Source organism: Paenibacillus sp. 01T443, assembly GCF_056398325.1.
Genome location: NZ_JBFTPE010000013.1, coordinates 91,817 through 111,809, shown reverse-complemented (window position 1 = coordinate 111,809; position 19,993 = coordinate 91,817). Strand labels below are relative to the sequence as shown.

General features: G+C 50.0%; 14 protein-coding genes and 1 pseudogene. All 15 read left to right on the top strand.

Features of this window, described 5'->3' with window-relative positions; genetic code table 11:
* Positions 1 to 11: 11 nt before the first annotated feature.
* Positions 12 to 167 (top strand): annotated as a pseudogene (locus tag AC1DLI_RS23580) (serine/threonine protein kinase); the annotation flags it as partial.
* Between the two features lie 778 nt (positions 168 to 945).
* The gene (locus tag AC1DLI_RS23575; RefSeq protein WP_477606935.1) at positions 946 to 1,122 is read left to right on the top strand and encodes a hypothetical protein; all 177 of its coding nucleotides are present in this window, start codon (positions 946 to 948) and stop codon (positions 1,120 to 1,122) included.
* Positions 1,123 to 1,372: 250 nt separating this feature from the next.
* Positions 1,373 to 4,213, top strand: a complete 2,841-nt coding sequence (locus AC1DLI_RS23570) for an extracellular solute-binding protein (protein WP_477606934.1) — start codon at positions 1,373 to 1,375, stop codon at positions 4,211 to 4,213.
* On the top strand, positions 4,210 to 5,109 hold the full coding sequence (locus AC1DLI_RS23565; RefSeq protein ID WP_477606933.1) for a carbohydrate ABC transporter permease: 900 nt from the start codon (positions 4,210 to 4,212) through the stop codon (positions 5,107 to 5,109). The genes AC1DLI_RS23570 and AC1DLI_RS23565 overlap by 4 nt, the downstream gene beginning before the upstream one ends.
* Positions 5,110 to 5,125: 16 nt before the next feature.
* Positions 5,126 to 5,995: a carbohydrate ABC transporter permease gene (locus AC1DLI_RS23560; RefSeq protein WP_477606932.1), complete on the top strand. Its 870-nt coding sequence runs from the start codon at positions 5,126 to 5,128 to the stop codon at positions 5,993 to 5,995.
* 20 nt (positions 5,996 to 6,015) lie between these two features.
* Complete coding sequence (locus AC1DLI_RS23555; RefSeq protein ID WP_477606931.1) at positions 6,016 to 7,485, top strand: hypothetical protein; 1,470 nt, start codon at positions 6,016 to 6,018, stop codon at positions 7,483 to 7,485.
* On the top strand, positions 7,482 to 8,147 hold the full coding sequence (locus AC1DLI_RS23550) for a Yip1 family protein (RefSeq protein WP_477606930.1): 666 nt from the start codon (positions 7,482 to 7,484) through the stop codon (positions 8,145 to 8,147). The genes AC1DLI_RS23555 and AC1DLI_RS23550 overlap by 4 nt, the downstream gene beginning before the upstream one ends.
* Positions 8,148 to 8,179: 32 nt before the next feature.
* Positions 8,180 to 10,399, top strand: coding sequence for a DUF5696 domain-containing protein (locus AC1DLI_RS23545; RefSeq protein ID WP_477606929.1), 2,220 nt, complete (start codon positions 8,180 to 8,182; stop codon positions 10,397 to 10,399).
* An 11-nt stretch (positions 10,400 to 10,410) separates the two neighbouring features.
* Positions 10,411 to 11,313 carry a carbohydrate ABC transporter permease gene (locus tag AC1DLI_RS23540; protein WP_308995802.1) on the top strand — a complete coding sequence of 301 codons (903 nt, stop codon included), beginning with the start codon at positions 10,411 to 10,413 and terminating at the stop codon, positions 11,311 to 11,313.
* A complete protein-coding gene (locus AC1DLI_RS23535) occupies positions 11,229 to 12,293 on the top strand; it encodes a carbohydrate ABC transporter permease (RefSeq protein WP_477606928.1) in 1,065 nt (354 codons plus the stop codon). Before AC1DLI_RS23540 ends, AC1DLI_RS23535 begins: the two co-directional genes overlap by 85 nt.
* A 137-nt stretch (positions 12,294 to 12,430) precedes the next feature.
* Positions 12,431 to 13,786, top strand: coding sequence for an ABC transporter substrate-binding protein (locus tag AC1DLI_RS23530; protein WP_477606927.1), 1,356 nt, complete (start codon positions 12,431 to 12,433; stop codon positions 13,784 to 13,786).
* Between the two features lie 138 nt (positions 13,787 to 13,924).
* The gene (locus AC1DLI_RS23525; RefSeq protein WP_477606926.1) at positions 13,925 to 15,451 is read left to right on the top strand and encodes a family 43 glycosylhydrolase; all 1,527 of its coding nucleotides are present in this window, start codon (positions 13,925 to 13,927) and stop codon (positions 15,449 to 15,451) included.
* A 25-nt stretch (positions 15,452 to 15,476) separates the two neighbouring features.
* Positions 15,477 to 16,937: a glycoside hydrolase family 32 protein gene (locus AC1DLI_RS23520; protein WP_477606925.1), complete on the top strand. Its 1,461-nt coding sequence runs from the start codon at positions 15,477 to 15,479 to the stop codon at positions 16,935 to 16,937.
* Between the two features lie 28 nt (positions 16,938 to 16,965).
* Positions 16,966 to 18,459, top strand: a complete 1,494-nt coding sequence (locus AC1DLI_RS23515; protein ID WP_477606924.1) for a glycoside hydrolase family 32 protein — start codon at positions 16,966 to 16,968, stop codon at positions 18,457 to 18,459.
* Entirely contained in the window at positions 18,435 to 19,457 is a 1,023-nt protein-coding gene (locus AC1DLI_RS23510) for a PfkB family carbohydrate kinase (protein ID WP_477606923.1), read from the top strand. Before AC1DLI_RS23515 ends, AC1DLI_RS23510 begins: the two co-directional genes overlap by 25 nt.
* The last annotated feature ends 536 nt before the right edge of the window (positions 19,458 to 19,993 follow it).

Sequence of the window (19,993 nt, the reverse complement as noted above, 5' to 3'; positions counted from 1 at the left end):
TGACTAAAAAGATGGATAAAGCAGAGAAATCGCCAGTCAACATTACGTTAGGCGATGTTACATTTCAGCTTCAGGAACCCCATGAGTTCAATTGGATCCTGTCTCATGGTCATGTATTCCGTATATTTGACGTGCAAGATTCGGGTAATATTTATTTTGGCGTTGAGATCTGAAAATAAAAGTTCGGGCAGATTTCTATGATGTAGTTTCTGCAATGTAGGGTTATGAAAATAGTTGAACCGGAGCGTACAATGCAGTTTCTGCAATGGGAGCGCCTATTTTCGAACGGTTAGTAACGGTTGGCGCCCATTCTGTTGTAGTAAATGCATTATAGCTAAAATAAAGAAGTATATTTAGCCATTCTGCTGTAGTAACTGCAGTGTACCGGACTGGCTGACGGCTAAGAGGATGCTCTAGTCTTGCGAGGCTAAAAGTAATAAAAGTTCGTGCTGTGTACTACAGTGTAGTTTCTGCAATGTATCGATTTGAATCGAGGCGTACAATTTTGGGAATTCTGCTGATGCGGTTAAACGCTTAACTGAAACCATTCCTTTATACGAGGTTTTGGAGCATCTGCATCTCATCAAACCATTGGATCACTTTGAAGCGGCAGGCGGGATTGCAGCGGTTTTTGATTGGTTTGAAAGTGAATGCCTGCATTCTATTGGTCTTTTCCGCCGCCTCAAAATACGAAGACCAGGCATCCTCGTTTTATAGTACCAACATATGCCGATTGCAAATCGGATGAGTATCTGGATGCGATTTTTTCTTTTCATGAGTACGGAGAATCAAAAGGGCATGTCGCAGTAGATTTTATTATATGAATTCTCCAGCCAAGTAACCAAGATATGTGATATTGATTTTTACAGGTTAGCACCCACTTCAAATGATATGGGCGAAGATTTCTGGGGAGCCAAGCGGTCTATATCCACTGAGGAGTTCGTGTTGGGCGCTCTAATCGATGCGAGAACGAATGTATTTACTCATACCTATCAATGCGAGGAAGACGGCGTTCTTCGACCATTCACCGGTAAGGATAACCGAATTTCACTGCTTGTGAAGTTTATTCGCAAGGAAGACAATAATGTGCAATTCAGAATCGTGAATAAAAATGATAGATGAATAAAAATGATAGATGACTACAAAGATGACTCCAATCCATGGAGTCGTCTTTTTTTATGCCCGTTTTTGACCTCGAGCACCTCCTCTTCTCTATGATGAGTACCAAAAACTTTGAAAGTACGAACCCGAGCATTGTGAAATAAGTGCGGATTTCTTTTTGATATATTGTTCATGCAGCAGCAATTCAGAGTGCTTTCAACTAGCTCAGGCTAGGGCGGGAGAGCAGAAAAAACGAATTCGGGGGTTGGCCGTGAATAAAAATTTGATCTTTTACACCGTGATGTTCTTGCTTCTCATTGTAACGACAGGCGCGGCGGCAGTGTTCTCTTATTCCGAGGAAGAAACCGCTGATGCGGTATCATACAAGCTTGCAGATGCGGAGCGGCGGGCAGGCGGCATTCTTCTAAGCGCCAACAGCATGAGTACGGATAAGGCGAACGCAATTATCCTTCCCGAATGGAAGGGGCGGAAGCAAATTGCGGAGTGGAAGGAAGGCGAGACGCTTGAATGGTCCGTCGATGTGACAGAGCAAGCCGATTATGAGCTTTCACTCGGCTATTATCCGCTGAAAGGAAACGGACAGCCGATCGAGTTTTTGCTTTACGTAGACGAAAAAGCGATATCCGATCCCTACGCGCCCTTCGAGCTTAATCGCTTGTACTACGACGAGCCGGGTAAGCTCAAGCGAAGCGGCGGGAACGAGCTTCGTCCAAAGCAGCTTGAAGGAGAGGTTTGGCTCGATACGAAAGTGGCGGCAGCAGGAGAGATGGAGGACGGCCCGCTGCAGCTCTCGCTTACAAAGGGCATGCATGTCATAAGGCTTGAGAATGTGAGAGAAAGCGCAGCCGTTGATTACATCAGGCTGGAAAAAGCAGTAACGGCGAAGGCTTATGAAAACTATAAAGCATCGCAGGCAGCAGAGGCTTCCAAAAGCGGCGACGAGGCTTTCATTACGATTCAAGCGGAGCATGCTTATGCCAAATCGGATTCCGGCTTGTTCCCAACGACGGATCGGACATCGCCGCTCACGACGCCTTACAGCCCGACCTTACTTCGAATCAATACGATCGGAGGCAGCAACTGGGATGTTCCAGGCCAGTGGATCAGCTATAAATTCGAGGTGCCGGCGGACGGGTGGTATAAAATTGGAGCCCGATATCATCAGAACGAAGTGAAAGGCTCCTTCGTATCAAGGAAGCTTGCGCTTGACGGTCAAGTGCCTTTTCAGGAAATGAACGCGGTTCGTTTTCCTTATGCACTAAAATGGGACATTTTGGAGCTGGGAGAAGAAAAGGGCGAGCCGTATCAGTTCTACCTTACGAAGGGTGAGCATGAGCTGAAGCTGGAGGTTACGCTTGGCGATGTTGCGCCAGCCGTGCAAAGCGTTCAGCAAATGGTATATGACCTCAATCAGATTTACCGCAAGATCGTGATGATTACAGGCGTTAACCCGGACGTCTACCGCGATTACGAAATTGAGAAAAGCGTGCCGGGTCTTATCGAGCAGTTCCAGAAACTTTCCTCTCAAATGACGGAGGAAGCCGCCAAGCTGAATGAAATGTCGGGTCAGGCTAACGCAGGATCCAGAACATTGAAATTGCTGGCGCTTCAGCTTAACGGATTTATCGATCGGCCGGACCAAATACCGAAGCGATTGGAAAATTACAAAACAAACATCACTGCGTTGGCAGATTGGATGCTCAGCGTAATGAAGCAGCCGCTAGAGCTTGATTATTTGTATCTAGCTTCCTTAAATCATGAACAGCCAAAAGCAGAGGCTGGTTTGTTCGCACAGGGCGTTCATGAAATCAGGGCGTTTGCGGGATCATTTTTTCAAAATTACGATTCCATGGAAGGCAACGAGCAGGCGGATCGCTCCATACAGGTATGGACCGGACTCGGCCGTGACCAAGCCTATGTACTCAAGCGCTTAATTGATGAGTCGTTTATTCCTGAAAGCGGAATTAGCGTCAATTTGAATCTGGTGGGCACATCGCTCGTGACCGCGGTCATGGCGGGTGAAGGGCCGGATGTCAATCTCTTTACGAGTCGCGGCGATACGATGAACCTAGCTGTTCGCGGCGCGTTAACGCCCCTCGACCAGTACGATGAGTTCGCAGCCATGAAGCAAGAATATATGGACACGGCATTTATTCCTTACCAGTACAAAGGAAGCACCTTCGCCATTCCGGATGATCAGGAGTTTTTCATGCTGTTTTACCGGAAGGATGTTTTACAGGAGCTTGGCATCGAGCCTCCGCAAACATGGGAGGAGCTGCTGAAGATTGCGCCGGTACTGCAGAACAATAACATGCAGATTGGCTTGCCTTACGAGAACCTGGATGCCTTTCAACTGCTGACAAAGGGAATCGGAGCGCTCAATCTGTTCCCGACGCTTCTTATGCAAAACGGCAGCGGCATCTATAACGTGAAGGAAGATGGTACTCGCTTCGACGAGCCTAAGGCCTATAACGCCTTCAAGCAATGGACGGACTTCTACAACCTCTATGATTATCCGCTTTATAAGGATGATTTCAACCGGTTCCGTACCGGAGAGATGCCGATTGTTGTCTCAACCTATAAGCTTTATACCCGCTTAGCCGCAGCAGCGCCTGAAATTACGGGGACATGGGACATGGTTCCGATCCCAGGCAAGCAGCGCAAGGACGGAACGATCGATCGCTCGACAGGCGCAACCGGAACGGCATCGATTATTTTGAAGGATGCCAAAAACAAAGAAGATGCTTGGGCTTTCCTTCAATGGTTCAATCGACCGGAAATTCAAAGCCAGTTCGTCAGCGAGCTGGAAAATGAAATGGGTGTGCTTGGAAGAAGGGTGCCTGCGAATCTTATCTCGTTCGAATCGACGAATTGGAGCCGGGCCGAGCAAGCAAAGCTTACTGAGCAATGGAAGCAGGTTAATGAAATTCCTGAGCTGCCGGGCGGCTACTATACGTCAAGAAACATCGATAACGCGTTCCGTGAGGTCGTGTTCCAGATGGGCAACGCCAGAGAAAGCCTCTTCTATTGGAACAAAGACATTAACGAAGAAATTAAAAGAAAAAGGTATGAATTCGGGGTGGAGCAATGAAAAAATCGATAACCCAAACGATCGGCAGACATAAGGAAAGCTACTTGCTGATGACGCCGTACATGATTTTCTTTTTGCTCTTTACCATCCTTCCCGTCGTGCTGTCGATCGTGCTTGGATTTACTTATTACAACATGATCGAGCCGCCGCGTTTCATTGGCTGGTACAACTATATCCGGCTTTTCCTGGATGATGATATCTTTATCGTCTCTGTCAAAAATACGTTGTTCTTTGCTTTCGTCACCGGACCAGTGAGTTATATGCTCAGCTTTTTGGTCGCTTGGATGATTAATGATTTATCCAAAACGCTGCGCTCCATTGCGACGACCGTGTTTTATATCCCGACCATTATCGGAATCTCGGTGTTCCCGATGTGGCGGCTTATTTTCAGCCCGGATGCTTACGGTTATTTGAATGGCATGCTTATGGGACTCGGGATTATAAGCGACCCGGTCGCTTGGCTGCTGGATAAAGAGTACATTTTGCTTATTCTGATCGTCGTGCAGCTGTGGATGAGCCTAGGCATCAGCTTTCTGGCCTTTGTCGCAGGTCTGCAAACCGTGGATCGCAGCTTATATGAAGCGGGAGTTATGGACGGGATCAAAAACAGGTTCCAAGAGCTGTGGTATATCACATTGCCATCCATGATTCCGCAGCTGATTTTTGGAGCAGTTATGCAAATTGTTATTTCCTTTAGCGTAGCAGACGTTTCCATTCAGCTTGCCGGTTTCCCGAGTACGGAATATGCCGGTGAAACCTTGGTTACCCACGTCATGGATTACGGCAGCATCCGTTACGAGATGGGTTATGCATCCGCAATGGCAGTCGTCTTGTTCTTCATGATGGTATTCACGAACCGGCTCGTGACGAAAATATTGCAGAAGGTCGGAATTTGATCGCAGGAGGACATCCATGTTCACGATAACTACCAAAAAATCCGGCATAAAAGCAAGACGCTCGCTTGCCGGCAACATCGCGATATTCGGATTCGTGGCGCTTCTCGGTGTATTCTCAGCGTTTCCGTTTATCTTCGCGATCATTACATCGTTGAAGCCGATTGACGAGCTGCTTCAATTTCCACCTCGCTTGATTGTAATGAGGCCTACACTCAATAACTTTACGGATTTATTCCAGCTGGCCTCCAATATGTGGGTTCCGCTGTCCAGGTACATTTTCAACACGGCGCTTATTTCCATCGTGGGAACGGTGCTGCATGTACTGTTCGCGGCGATGGCGGCATACCCGCTTGCGAAGCATAAGTTTCCAGGCAAAAACCTATTGTTCTCGATCATCGTGATGGCGCTTATGTTCGTGCCTCAGGTAACGTTCATCCCGCAGTTTGTTCTCATGTCTGAGATGAATATCGTGAACTCGTACGCGGCATTAATTCTGCCTTGGATCGGCGCTTCGCTAGGGCTTTTCTTAATGAAGCAATTTATCGAGCAGCTGCCTGACGCTATCTTGGAGGCAGCGCGGATTGACGGCGCAAGCGAATATAAAACCTTTTTCTCGATTATTTGGCCCAATTCGACGCCTGCCATTATGACGGTCGTTATCTTTCAATTTATTAATCTGTGGAACTACGCGCCGAAGGAGCTTATCTTTGGGGAATCGCTCAAGGTGTTCCGGATGGCGCTCGAGCAAATCGTAGCAGGCGACCCTATAGCAAGGATGGGGGCAGGCTCCGCGGCTGCCGTCATTCTGATGATCCCGCCGATTATCGTATTTGTTTTGCTGCAGCGGAAGGTTGTAGAAACAATGACCTTTGCGGGGATCAAATGATGGAGGTTAGAGGTGGAGTCATGAAAATGAAATGGATGCTGGCTGCAGTGCTGCTTCTCCCCATTTTGGCTGCAGCGCCGTTAACGGTCTCGGCGGAAGCGCCTTACCAGTCCTACGTGTACAACGAATGGGATCAATCGAAAGCGGCTCCAGCGAGCTATTTGCCGGAACGCACCTACACAGGAAATCAGCTCGGAGCGGGAGCCTTCAGCGATCCTCAGGATCTATTCGTGGATAAGAGCGGTGCTATCTATATCGCGGACACAGGCAACAAACGAATCGTAAAGCTGAATGAACGCTTTGAAACGGTAGAGATCATCGACAAGCTCAGCGATAACGGCAAAGAAATGACGCTGGCAGCCCCAATGGGACTTTTCGTTACCGATGAAGGCACGATGTATATCGCGGATAAGGATAACGGTCGTATTATTCGGGCTGGCGCCGATCACAAGGTAGAGCTGATCATCGAGAAGCCTACCGATCCACTTATTCCCGAAGGCTTCCAATTCAAGCCGACGAAAGTGGCGGTGGATAACGCGGGACGCATCTATGTGCTGTCGGAAGGACAGTTTTACGGATTGATGCAGTTTAACAACAAGGGTCAATTTACCGGCTATTTCGGAAGTAACCGGGTAGAGGTCACGCCGGCCGTCGTGCTTGAGACCTTCTGGAAAAACCTGCTTTCGAAGGAACAGCGCTCGGCAATGATGAAGCTGCTTCCAATCGAATATTCGAGTCTTGACGTGGGAGCTGACAACTTTGTCTACACGACAACGATTATTTCCAAAAACTCGCGGGAAGAAATCAAAAAGCTGAATCCGCTCGGCAACAATGTACTGATGGGACAGGAGGGCGGTACTGATTTCGGCGATAAGGAGTTTTCCTTCAAGCAGGGCGTGAAGCAGGATACCTCTTTCGTTGACTTAAGCATTGATGCAGACGGTTTCATCGCAGGGCTGGACCGGACGAGAGGGCGTATCTTCGAATACGATTCGGAAGGCAATCCAATTGCGGTATTCGGATCGCTCGGCAATCAAAAGGGTACCTTTCTTCAGCCTTCAGCCGTTTCTTACTGGAAAGGCGAGGTGCTGGTGCTCGATACAGCAAAGCGCAATATAACGAGGTTTGCGCTTTCCGAATACGGGAGTCTCGTACGCCAAGCGACAGTGCTTTATAACCAAGGCTTGTACGAGGAAGCAGCCGTGATTTGGAAGTCGGTTGCAAAAAGAAATGCCAATAACAGCATTGCTTACGTGGGTATTGCCAAGGCGCTGGAGAAGGAAGGTAGCTACGATGAGGCGCTTGCCTATTACCAGCAAGGAACGGATCGTTCGGGCTACTCGGATACCTTTGGCCAAATCAGGATGCAAACCGTACGTAACAATTTACCGGTTATCATGACTGTCTTTATCCTCGCAATAGCCAGCTACTACGGCTATAAAGCCATTGCGGCAGCAAGGAACAAGAGACGAAAGGAGGTTACAAGGTGAGCGCATCGGCGGCATACCAGACACCGAAGAGACTATATCCTTTTCAGACACCGAAGAGACTAAATCCTTTTAGCTCCTTGCTTCATCCGTTTGACAGCTTTTATGCCATCAAGGAGGAAGGCAAGGGCTCGCTGCTTGTTTCAGCATTTATTGTTCTTGTTTTCTTTATCGCTACGATCTTCAAGCGGCAAAGCACCGGTTATACGTTCAACTTCTCTGACCTCAGCGCGCTGAACGTTTGGCTGATCGCAGCAAAAACGATTGTGCTTTATGCCCTATGGGTGGCTGGGAATTGGGCGGTTGCCACTTGGATGGACGGCGAGGGAAAAGCCAAGCAAATTGCAGTCGTCAGTGCATATGCCAGTATTCCTTATGTTGCGGCGGTCATCTTCACCACGCTGCTCAGCAGAGTGCTTGTTCAAGAGGAAGGCATGTTTCTTGGCTACATGACAACGATTGCCATGATATGGAGCGCCGTGCTTATGTATATCGGCCTGCTGACCATTCATGACTATGGTGCGGTCAAGACGCTGCAGTCCGTTGCACTGACATTTGCTGCGATGGGAATTGTGATCTTCCTGGCGGTATTGTTTTATACGCTGTTCCAGCAGGTGTATGTGTTCATTTATACGATTTATAACGAAATGCTGTTCCGCTTATGAGGCAGAACATTGATCGGAAAGGGGAGGGCAGCTTGAGATTACGATTATGGACAGCCTTCATGACGGCAATGCTGCTTATTATCGCTTCAACGAGCGGAATAAAGGTTCAATCCGCAGCGGGCACGGCAGTAAAAGCAGCACAAAACGGTGATTTCCAGCGTGTTGCGGACAGCGGCAGACTCACGCTTGATTATAATCCGAACACGGCTGAAATCATGGTGACGGATAAGGAGTCAGGTGCCCTTTGGCGGAGCAACCCGGTTGACCGGGACTCGGATAAGCTCGCCAAGGGTGCCAAAAAAATGGATTTATCCGCTCAACTGCTGCTTGATTACGTGGATGACCTGAACAAGCCGTTTCAGCTAAACAGCTTTACAGGCAGCGTCAAGGAAAAACAGCCGAATTGGAGTAAGGTGCAGGGCGGCATTGAGGTCATTTATGAATTTCCGAAAGCAGGCTTTACCGTGCCGGTCCGTTACACGCTTACGGGCGATGGTTTATCGGCAGCCATACTGACGGAAGGCATTAAGCAGCAGGATAAATTCAAGCTCGTTAACATCAGCCTGCTGCCGTTCTTCGGGGCGGCGGGCAGCACGGACAAAGGATATATGTTCGTTCCAGACGGCAGTGGCGCGCTGATCAATCTCAATAACAACAAAAGCAGCTACAAAAGCTATAACGAGAGAGTATACGGCGGAGATCAGGCGCTCGATTATTCGAGCAAAACTGATCAGAAGGAAGCGATTCGCCTTCCGGTGTTCGGAATGAAAAAGGAAACGTCCGCCTTTATCGCCGTCATTCATCAAGGGGCTTACCAAGCGGGCATTACGGCGGAAGTAAGCGGCAAAAACAATACGTATAACAACATTTTCAGTTATTTGAATCTGATCGAATTCGAAACCAATCTGCTGCTTGAAGGCACCTTAAACGAGAAGCAGGTAACGCGGGCTTCGCAGTCAATGACAGGCGGTATTGATTACGAAGTGAAATACTTTTTCCTTCATGACGCCGATGCCGACTACGCAGGAATGGCAAGCAGGTACCGCAGTTATTTACAGGATGAGCAGGGCGTAAAGCCAGCGGAATCCAAGACTGCAGCTGACGACAAATTGCCAATGCTTGTTGACTTTGTCGGCGGCGTGAAGAAAAAAGCGACTTTTCTCGGCATTCCATACAACACAGTAGAAGTGCTTACCTCGTTTAAGGATGCTGGTCAGGCGGCAAACCGCTTGCTTGATGACGGGTTTGCAAACTTAGCGCTTCGGCTTGAAGGCTGGACGGCAGGGGGAGCAAAGGGAGAGGTTCCCGTCTCGCTTAACGCAGATGGAAGGCTTGGCGGAAACAAGGCCTTCAAGAAGTTGGCGAAGGAGCTGGAGTCAAAGGGCGTAGCTTTTTATCCGACTGCCGATCCCGTCAAATTGTATGAAGGCGGAAACGGCTTCAGCAGGTTCTCGGATACCGCAAAGGGAATCAGCCGGGCGCCGGCACTGAAATATGATTACCGCTTGAGCGACCAGATGAAAAACAAGGATTTAAAGCGTTGGTACTTGCTGAAGCCAACTTCGGTTAATGAGGCTATTGACCGCTTTACTGCAGCCGCGGCAAAGGCAGGCTTGAAGCATGTATCCTTACAATCTGTCGGCTCGTTTATGTACTCGGATTTCCGGCGCGACAGCCAGCCGAAGAACATGACTGGCACCATTTGGGAAAGCGGACTGCAGAAGGGGCAAAGCAATCTCGGCGGCCTCATGTTCGATCAGCCGAATGCATACACGTTCCCATATGCACAAAGCTTGTCGGATGTCCCTTTATTCGCAAGCGGCTTTGACACAGAAGATGAGGAAGTACCGTTCTACAGCATCGCGCTGAGCGGACTTCTGCCTGCTTACAGTGAGCCTATTAATCTCTCAAGCATGCCGCAGCGCTATTTGCTGAAACTAATTGAAACAGGAACTTTCCCGGCCTATAAGTTTATTGCAAGGGATTCCTCGCTGCTAAGCCATACCGAATACGATTCGCTTTACAGTGCCGATTTTAATTTGCTTTACGAGGATATGAAGGAGCAATACGATCGTTTGAACGAAGCGCTTGGCGGCCTGACGGGTCTTGCGATTACCGACCATGAGAAGCTGCAAGAAGGCGTATACCGCACAACGTTCGAGAACGGCAAGTCAGCCGTCGTCAATTACAACAATGAGATGGCTGCCGTTGGCGCTGAGAGCATTCCAGCGCTTGGCTACCTCATCCGTTAGGGGGTGAACGCATGATTAGACAACTACGAGCTTTGCCATATACGAAGAAAAAAGAGCTTTACGGCTTTTTATTCGTACTGCCTTGGATTCTAGGCTTTATCTTGTTTTTCGCAAAGCCGCTGTTCACTTCGCTCGTCTTTTCGTTTCAAAACATGGAGATGACACCCGAGGGACTGCGCGGCGTGTTCATTGGCTGGGACAATTTCGAGTACGCCTTATTTAAAGACCCGGCCTTCATTAGAGAAGCGACCAATTCCTTTATCAACATGCTATATGGCGTTCCGCTGATTTTGGTTTACAGCCTATTCGTGGCCGTGCTCCTCAAAAACAAGTTTCGAGGCAGAGGGTTCATGCGGGCGGTGTCTTTCCTTCCCGTTATTATCGCCTCGGGCGTGCTGATGCAAATTTTGAAGGAGGATGTATTCTCGCAAGGCATGCGCGGCGGAGCGGAAAGCGTTTATTTGTTCACGGGAGCAGGCATTAACGGTATTCTCCAGGAACTTGGACTCGGGGCGCAGCTTATTGAAATTTTCAATAACGTCATTGCTAGAATCTTTGACCTAACCTGGCGATCAGGCGTGCAGGTGCTGCTCTTCCTTGCCGGTCTCCATGCCATACCCGGCTTTTTGTACGAAGCTTCATCCATTGAAGGCGCAAGGCCTTGGGAGCAGTTTTGGAAAATAACGCTGCCGATGCTTACGCCGATGATGCTGCTGAACATCGTGTACACCATTATCGATACGTTTACGGATTATGGAAACAGCGTCATTCTGATGATTTACAATACGGCTTTCTCGCAGGTTAGATTCGGTTACAGCAGTGCGCTGGCGTGGCTGTATTGCGTATTAATCGCCGTATTTCTAGGCGCTGTCTACTTGCTGCTCAAGAAACGCATCGTCTACATGCAGGATTAACGGAAAGCGAGGAACTCGACTTGAATGCAATCATTCAGAAAAAACAGCTGAAACGGGCAAGGAAGACCTTGTCTTCAATCATACGTTTCTCACTTCTGGCGGCGCTGGCGTATCAGCTGCTTTATCCGCTCTTGTATATGCTCAGCATGGCGCTCCGCCGTCCAGAGGAGGCGATGGATCCAAGCGTGATCTGGGTGCCGAAGACGTTTACGCTGAGCAACTTTACGGATGCGCTGCGGGTAATGGACTTCTGGGATGCGCTCCAAAACAGCTTGATTATCGGGATCGGCTGCGGGCTTCTGGACGTGCTGTCCTGCGCCTTCGTCGCATACGGCTTTGCGAGATTCAAGTTTCCTTTCTCGGGAACCCTGTTCACGCTCGTTATTTTGACGCTGGTCGTGCCGGTGCAAACCATTATTTTACCGCTGTATGCCGACATGAAATACTTTGATGCTTTTGGCTTGATGAAGCTGACGTCGATGGTGACGGGCGGGCCGGATTCTATCAGTCTCGTGGGCAGCTACTGGGCATTCTTCCTGCCCTCAATGCTTGGTATGGGACTTCGCTCAGGCTTGTACATCTTTATTTTCAGGCAGTTCTTCAAAGGTATGCCGAATGAGCTTGAGGATGCGGCCTACATGGATGGCTGCGGGCCGTTCAAAACCTTCTTTACCGTCATGCTTCCCAATGCGAAAAATGCCATCATCACGGTATTCCTATTCTCCTTCGTATGGCATTGGAACGAATTCTATATGTCCAATCTGCTGCTGGGCAACTTAAAGAAAAACTTTGCGATTGCGCTCTCTTCCCTTCGGGTAGATCTTCAAGCCGTCGTCAATGTGCAGACGATCAGCGACCCGCTTGTTGTGGTGACACGGATTCAAGCAGGCGCATTGCTCGCGATATTGCCGCTGTTTATTCTTTATTTGGTTACGCAGCGATATTTCACGGACAGTATCGAGCATGTCGCGATTAAATAGGGCATGAACGATTAGAGAACTTCTCATGAAGGGAGGCGAGGCCCGGATTTCACAGTCAAGCGCAAGAGGAACCGCCGATTCATAAGGGTGTCATGCAGGTACACAAATGAACTTAAATTAGGGGAGGCTTTTTTTAAATGGTCAAAAATATGAAATCATTCGCGATGATGCTGGCTGCTGTTGTTATGCTCGTTACCGTAATGGCGGGCTGCTCGGGCAATAACGGCGGCAATAACAAAACAAACGAAGGCGCTGCAAACAGCGGCGGCAACAAGCCGGAAGCAACGGAAGAGACAAAGGAAGAAGCGCCTAAGCTTGAAAACGGCAATATTACGATTCTTTATCATACCTCCAAAGAGCAATATGACGAGAACAAAGCGGCAAATCCTGCTGCCTTTGACGCAGTATGGGAAACGGTTGCACAGTTCGAACAAGCATACGGCGGTAAAGTAAATGTTATCGCGGTGCCTTGGGGTGATCAAAAGTCAACGCTGATCTCGATGGTTAACGCAGGGGACCAAGTTGACGTCGCGCAAGCGAACGATCAAAACTTCCCGGTTTATCCTTTGAAAAAGATCGTACAGCCGCTTGATCAATACATGGATCTGTCGGATCCTTTCTGGAATTCATCAGTAACGAAAGCGTTCACTTTCGGCGGTAAGCCTTATGCGGCGGGCGTTGGCGCAGCTCCTATCGTGATTTACTACAACAAAACGCTGTTTGACAATAACGGCGTAAAAACGCCGGGCGAGCTTTACAAAGAGGGCAACTGGACTTGGGATACTTTCCGCTCCACTGCGCATGAGCTTACGCAGGATACAGACGGCGACGGCAAGAGCGACCAATACGGCTTCGGCTGGTGGGATGCAGGCTACGCACTGATGGTGGCTTCAAACGGTGTAACTAATCTTTCTTATAATGAAGACGGCTCGATCACAACGAATTACGAGTCCGATAACATGAAGGAAGCCATGCAATTTACGCAGGATGCTCTTCTGAAAGACAAATACATCGATAAAGACAAAGAAGGCGACTATTTTAACGCAGAATTCAAAAACGGCAAGCTTGCTATGACGGCAGAATACGGCTTCGGCGGCTTTACGGTATTCAAAAGCGATTATGAGCTTGATTTCGTACCGGTACCGACTGGACCTAAAGGTACAAAGGATGTTGGCCCAGGCGGAATGTCAGGCTGGTCGATCCCAACGGTTTCGAAAAACCCGCAAGGTGCTGCCGTATTTATCAAAATGATGTCCGAGAACGAGCTTGAAGTAGCTACAGAAAACAACGTGAAGCAATTTGGTCAGGAAAAAGTTGATCAAATGAACGAGCTTGGCACAAAAATTCTATTTGCTCCAATCGGCGTCGAGAAGTATTGGGATGCTAACACGGCTGCTTTGACAGGTATCAAGGACGGCACGCCGGTAGGCACATTTGCCGCTACTGCCAAAGCCATGCTGGAAGAAGGCATCAAAATAACGCTGACTCAATAAATAGCCCATTACCTATCCGCCGTCATGCATGCATGGCGGCGGGTATAGTTATAGGCACTTAGACAGGAGGAGAAATGTATTATTAAAAAGCTATCACGAACGGCCCGTCTGGCCGTAATGGGTCTAGCAGCCGCAGCAATGGTGAGTGCATGCAGCAATGGAAATACGGCGGATCCGGGTGTTGCAGCAGCTCCAAGCGCAACTGCAGCAGCAGATCCAGCCGTAACGGCAGCCCCTGCGGATGAGATGAAGCAGGCGGAGGATCGTCTGTTCTGGAAACCGGCTGAGGGCTGGGTAGGCGATGTCATGCCATTTAGCGATAATGGCCAGATCCATCTGTTTTATTTGCAGGATTGGCGCGACGGCGCCCCAGGCTTTCATCCTTGGCACCAGGCATCGACCGCCAATTTGACCGACTATGCATACGCGGGGGAGTCTATCCCGTTTGGCCAAGAGGCTGACCAGGACTTGGCGCTTGGCACGGGCAGTGTTATAAAAGCGGGCGATACGTACCATGCGTTTTATACCGGCCATAATTGGAAGTTTCCCGATCAAGGAAAGCCGAAGGAAGCGGTTATGCACGCGGTCAGCAAAGATTTGAAAAGCTGGACGAAGGTTCCGGAGGATACCTTTTATGCGCCGGAAGGTTATGAGAATGACGATTTTAGAGATCCCTTTGTATTGTATAACGAGGAGAAAGGCGAGTACTGGCTGCTGCTGAGCGCAAGGAAGGAAGGCACAGGCGGCGTCATTGCTTTGTTTGCTTCAAAGGACCTGAGCAAATGGGAGGTTCGCGAGCCACTCTCCGTCGAGGCAGCGTCTTCTTTCTTTATGCTGGAATGTGCGGATATCTTCCAAATGAATGGGAAATGGGTGCTTGTGTTCTCCGAGTTCAGCGACAAGAAGTCGACGCATTACCGGATCAGTGATTCGCTGAACGGACCATGGGTAAAACCCGAGAAGGATGTATTTGACGGCCGAGCGTTTTATGCAGCCAAAACAGGCAGCCTGGGCGAACGCCGCTTCCTGTTCGGATGGGTGCCGACGCGCCAGCTGGAGAAGGACTATATGAAATGGGACTGGGCAGGCAATATGGTTGCGCATGAAATGGTTATCGGCGAGGGCGGCGCGCTAGGCGTTAAGGTGCCGGATGAGGTGGACCGTTTATTGTCTAAGACGTCTCCGTTAGGAGAAGCAAGGCAGCTTGGGTCGGTAACGAATAAGGATAATGAGTATGTGCTGGACGGCGCAGCGGGCGTCAGCGGCATTATTTTCGATAAAATGCCGCAAACGGCAAAAATTACAGGCAGCGTACGATTTGATGAAAAGGTTACTTACAGCGGACTTGTAACGGGTGTAGGCGAGGAGCCGGAGAAGGCTTACGGCATTCAGCTTGAGCCAGGCAAGGATCGTATCCGCTACGACGCGGCTGGCGGGGAGACGCTTTCCTCATTGGAGCCTGATGTGCAGGTGCCGATTGCATTTGAGCCAAACGTTGATTATCCGTTCACCATTGTGATCGAGAATGATGTAGCGGTCTTTTATATTGGAGACTCCGCTTTAACGACAAGAATATATAAAATGCCGGGCCAAGCATGGGGCTGGTACTCGCGAGGCGGAAAAACAACGCTAACAAACCTTGCTGCAGCAGTTCGAGCGGATTAAACCTATTTTAATTGGAGGGATAAGCGTGACGGAGCTATACAAGGAGCGGTTTCGGCCGCAATTCCACCTCACACCGCCAAACGGACCGATGAGCGATCCGAACGGCATGGTATTTTTTGAAGGCATATATCATCAGTTTTATCAATTTACTGGCAGATGGGGGCATGCGGTCAGCCGTGATCTCATTCACTGGGAGCATTTGCCGCTTGCGCTTGTTTCGGATGAGCTAGGCGATATATGGTCAGGCTGCTGTGTCGTAGACAAACAGGATACAAGCGGATTGTTTGGCGGTGAAGCAGGGCTAGTTGCCCTGTTCACTCATTACAAGGAGGGCTTGCAATCCCAAAGCCTCGCTTACAGCTCTGACCATGGAACGAGCTGGACCAAATATGCCGGCAATCCGGTTATTCCGAATCCAGGCATCCGCGACTTTCGCGATCCGAAAGTGCTCTGGCATGAGCTGAGCGGCAAATGGGTGATGGTGGTGTCCGTGGACAAAAGAGTCCATTTTTATTCGTCCAGCAACTTGACGGCGTGGCATTTCGAGAGCGAGTTCGGCGAAGGCCAAGGCTCACAAGCGGCCGTGTGGGAATGCCCTGATCTGTTCTGCCTTCCGGTAGACGGGGATGCTGATCGCTTGAAATGGGTGCTGCATGTCAGCATTGGCGACAACATAGAAACAGATGGCTCCACTGCGCAATATTTTATTGGAGAGTTCGACGGACAACGCTTTATAAATGATGATGCGTCAGGCGAGCATATTCGCTGGACCGATTATGGCCAAGATTTTTATGCGGCGGTGACTTATTCCGATATGCCGGAGGAAGACGGCCGCAGCGTTTGGCTTGGCTGGACATCGAACTGGAAATATCCGTTTGCAGGACCGACGGAGCCGTGGAAGGGCGGAATGTCGGTGCCTCGCACGCTGGAGCTTCGGACAGATTACGATGGGGTAATCGTGCTATGCCAGAAGCCCATAGCTGAACTCAAGCGATTACGAACAGATACGCTTCGATTTGCCTTCGTAAAAGCATCCGATCAGGTTGTGAAGCTTGACTTCCAGGGCGCTTCTTTCGAGCTGGTAGCGGAAATAGAGTGGAAGGATGCCGAGTCCTTCGGCATTCGTGTGCTTTGCTCGCAGTCAGGATCGGAGTCAGCGGTCTTCGGGTATGAAACGGCTGGGCAGACGGTTTTTGTGGACCGGATGCATGCCGGGCGGAATGATTTTATTAATCGCGAGGGTGAGCCGTTTGATTTTGGCAAACGTTTTACCGCTCCTTACAAGGCAGCGAATAATCGAATAAACTTTCATGCATTTGTAGATGAATCGGTGATTGAGTTGTTTGTTGGCAACGGGGAGAATGTTTTTACGGTTTTGGTATACCCGGCACCCGAAAGCCATGGCCTCGAATTATTTGCAAGCGGCGGCTCCGCCGTATTCCGGAGCGTTGACGTCTATCGATTGAAATCCATTTGGCACAAATAAAAATTGTAAGCAAGGATAGGTGAGTGGGATGAAAAATACGATAAGCAAGCATGATGGACATCAGGCTTTTATCGCGCAAGCCGAAAAAGCATGGAGAGAGAATGCGAATAAACTAGATGAGAAGTACCGGCTCCACTATCATATGATGCCGCCGGCGGGCTGGATGAACGATCCGAACGGGATGATATATTTTGACGGCCATTATCATTTGTTCTATCAGCATGATCCCTATCAGGCGAAGCAAGGGCCGATGCACTGGGGTCACGCCAGAAGCAAGGATCTGGTCCACTGGGAGCATTTGCCGGTTGCGCTCGCTCCATCCGAGGACTACGACATGGGCGGCAATGCCGGACAGGGCTGTTGGTCTGGCAGCGCGGTAGACAACAACGGCGTCTTGACACTCATCTATACCGGCCATGTTGACGGTAAAACGCCGGAAGAAGTGCAATGCCTTGCGACCAGTACGGACGGTGTGACTTTCCATAAGCATACCGCTAATCCCGTAATCGGCGATTCGCCGGATGCCGAGCGGTTTGGATTCCGCGACCCGAAGGTATGGAAGCACGGGGAGAAGTGGTACATGATTGTCGGTTATGGCAAAGACGGGCTCGGCAAAGGCATTATTTACACATCGACAGATCTGCTCAGCTGGGACTATCAAGGGGCGGCGGCAGAGAGCGACGGCACAATGGGTGATATGTGGGAATGCCCGGATCTATTTCCTCTCGGATCGGACCAACAGCATGTGCTGCTTATTTCTCCAATGAACGTTGCGCCGATCAAAAACTTGTATCTTGCTGGGAATTTTAATTATGACAGCTGTCGTTTTGAGCAGAAGCATGCGGCGCAAATCGATTACGGCTTCGATTTCTATGCGCCGCAAACGCTGCTTGACGATAAAGGCAGAAGAATTATGATCGCTTGGATGAATATTTGGGGAGCGACGATGCCGGAGCAAGCCCATGGCTGGCTTGGCGGGATGACATTGCCGCGCGAGCTGACGCTTGCGGACGACGGCACGCTGCGAAGCCACCCGGTACCGGAGCTCGCTGCGCTGCGCGGACAGCATACTGCTGCTGCCGATGTCGCTCTAGCGGACAATGATTTTGTAACGATAGACGCAGTTCATGGCGATTCCGTAGAATTGGATATTGTTTATGATCTAGCCGGCTCTGATGCATCAGAGGTAGGCATTCGTGTCCGCTGCTCGGAGGACGGTTCTGCCTATACGGAAATTCGCTACTCCATTACGGAGCAGAAGATCTATATGGATCGCAATCTAGGCGGTGAGGGTGACGGCGGAGTCAGTGAAGCGCCGCTGCTCAAACAGGCGGACGGACGGCTGCGGATAAGGCTGTTCCTCGATCGTTCCTCGATCGAGTTGTTTGCCGGCGAGGGAAGAACTGCAATAACCAATCGAGTTTACCCGAATCCGAAGGACTTAGGTATTACATTCTTCGCTCGAGGCGGAACGGCAAAGCTGGAGACGTTGGATGCATGGGAGTTGAGCTCGATTTGGTAACGAATGAGAGAGCTATGACAAACAAAGGCTTGGATGTTGTCGCGCTTGGCGAGCTGCTGATCGATTTCACGCCGCATGGCGTATCCGAGCAGGGGCAGCCGCTATTTGAACGAAATCCGGGCGGTGCGCCTGCGAATGTGCTGGCTGCTTTAGCAAAGCTGGACCTTGCAACTTCGTTCATCGGAGCGGTAGGCGAGGATGCGTTCGGCCGCTATTTGAAGGATGTGCTGGAGCAATGCGGCATTGGCACGGAGGGGCTGCTGCTCACGTCGGAAGCCAAGACGACGCTTGCTTTCGTTCATTTGGACGCGGACGGCGACCGTTCCTTCTCCTTCTACCGTCAACCGGGTGCCGATCATATGCTGCATGAGGAGGATATAAACCGCGGGTTGATCGATTCGGCTAAGGTCTTTCACTACGGCTCTATCTCAATGACTCATGAGCCATCTCGGACAGCGACCCTAAGTACAGCCGCTTATGCGAGAAGCAAAGGACTGCTCATCTCTTATGATCCGAATTTGCGCTTGTCGTTATGGGAGAACGAAGCTGTGGCGAAGGATCGGATATTGGAAGGGCTTCAATATGCGAATGTGGTAAAGCTGTCGGAGGAGGAGCTTCTGTTTTTAACGGGAACCCGTGATCTTGAGACGGGAACTAAGCAGCTGGCAGCGCAATTTCCATCCATGTTCTTGCTGCTTGTTACGCTTGGCGCGGAAGGCAGCTATTGCCGGGCAGGCGAGGCAACCGCTTCGCATGCGGGTTATCTGGTCGAAGTCAAGGATACGACAGGAGCGGGGGATGCCTTCTTCGCAGGCATTCTTTACACCCTGCTGACCGAACGGGCAACTGCTCGAAACGTTTGGACGCAGGCACAGCTGGAGTCGATGCTCGCGTTCGCCAACGCAATGGGCGCGCTCGCCGCGACGGGTAAGGGAGCTATCCCGTCGATGCCGACGCTTGAAGGGATTACGTCCCTCGCGGGAGCTTCTGCGAGATAGATTAGGTTCGCTTCAGTGGAACGAAGATGAACGTTAATTCTGACGATGGGGACGCTTGAAGGGATTGCGTCCCGTATGGGTGCCTCTGTGAGATAGATTAGGTTCGCTTCAGTGGAACGAAGATGAACGTTAATTCTGGGGATGGCGATGCTGGAAGCGATTGCTCCCTCGCGGGAGCTTCTGCAAGATAGATTAGGTTCGCTTCAGTGGAACGAAGATGAACGATAAGCCTGGCGGTGCCGACGCTTGAAGGGATTGCGTCCCTCGCGGGAGCTTCTGCAAGATAGATTAGGTTCGCTTCAGTGGAAGGAAGATGAACGTTAATTCTGACGATGGGGACGCTTGAAGGGATTTCGTCCCGTATGGGTGCTTCTGTGAGATAGATTAGGTTCGCTTCAGTGGAACGAAGATGAACGTTAATTCTGACGATGGGGACGCTTGAAGGGATTKCGTCCCGTATGGGTGCTTCTGTGAGATAGATTAGGTTCGCTTCAGTGGAAGGAAGATGAACGTTAATTTTGACGATGGGGACGCTT

What these genes read in the sequence shown, in the direction of transcription:
- AC1DLI_RS23560 (WP_477606932.1), top strand. Translation starts at nt 5,126, where the DNA reads ATGTTCACGATAACTACCAAAAAATCCGGCATAAAAGCAAGACGCTCG.
- AC1DLI_RS23540 (WP_308995802.1), top strand. Translation starts at nt 10,411, where the DNA reads ATGATTAGACAACTACGAGCTTTGCCATATACGAAGAAAAAAGAGCTT.
- AC1DLI_RS23555 (WP_477606931.1), top strand. Translation starts at nt 6,016, where the DNA reads ATGAAAATGAAATGGATGCTGGCTGCAGTGCTGCTTCTCCCCATTTTG.
- AC1DLI_RS23565 (WP_477606933.1), top strand. Translation starts at nt 4,210, where the DNA reads ATGAAAAAATCGATAACCCAAACGATCGGCAGACATAAGGAAAGCTAC.
- AC1DLI_RS23510 (WP_477606923.1), top strand. Translation starts at nt 18,435, where the DNA reads ATGGGAGTTGAGCTCGATTTGGTAACGAATGAGAGAGCTATGACAAAC.
- AC1DLI_RS23525 (WP_477606926.1), top strand. Translation starts at nt 13,925, where the DNA reads ATGGTGAGTGCATGCAGCAATGGAAATACGGCGGATCCGGGTGTTGCA.
- AC1DLI_RS23530 (WP_477606927.1), top strand. Translation starts at nt 12,431, where the DNA reads ATGGTCAAAAATATGAAATCATTCGCGATGATGCTGGCTGCTGTTGTT.
- AC1DLI_RS23515 (WP_477606924.1), top strand. Translation starts at nt 16,966, where the DNA reads ATGAAAAATACGATAAGCAAGCATGATGGACATCAGGCTTTTATCGCG.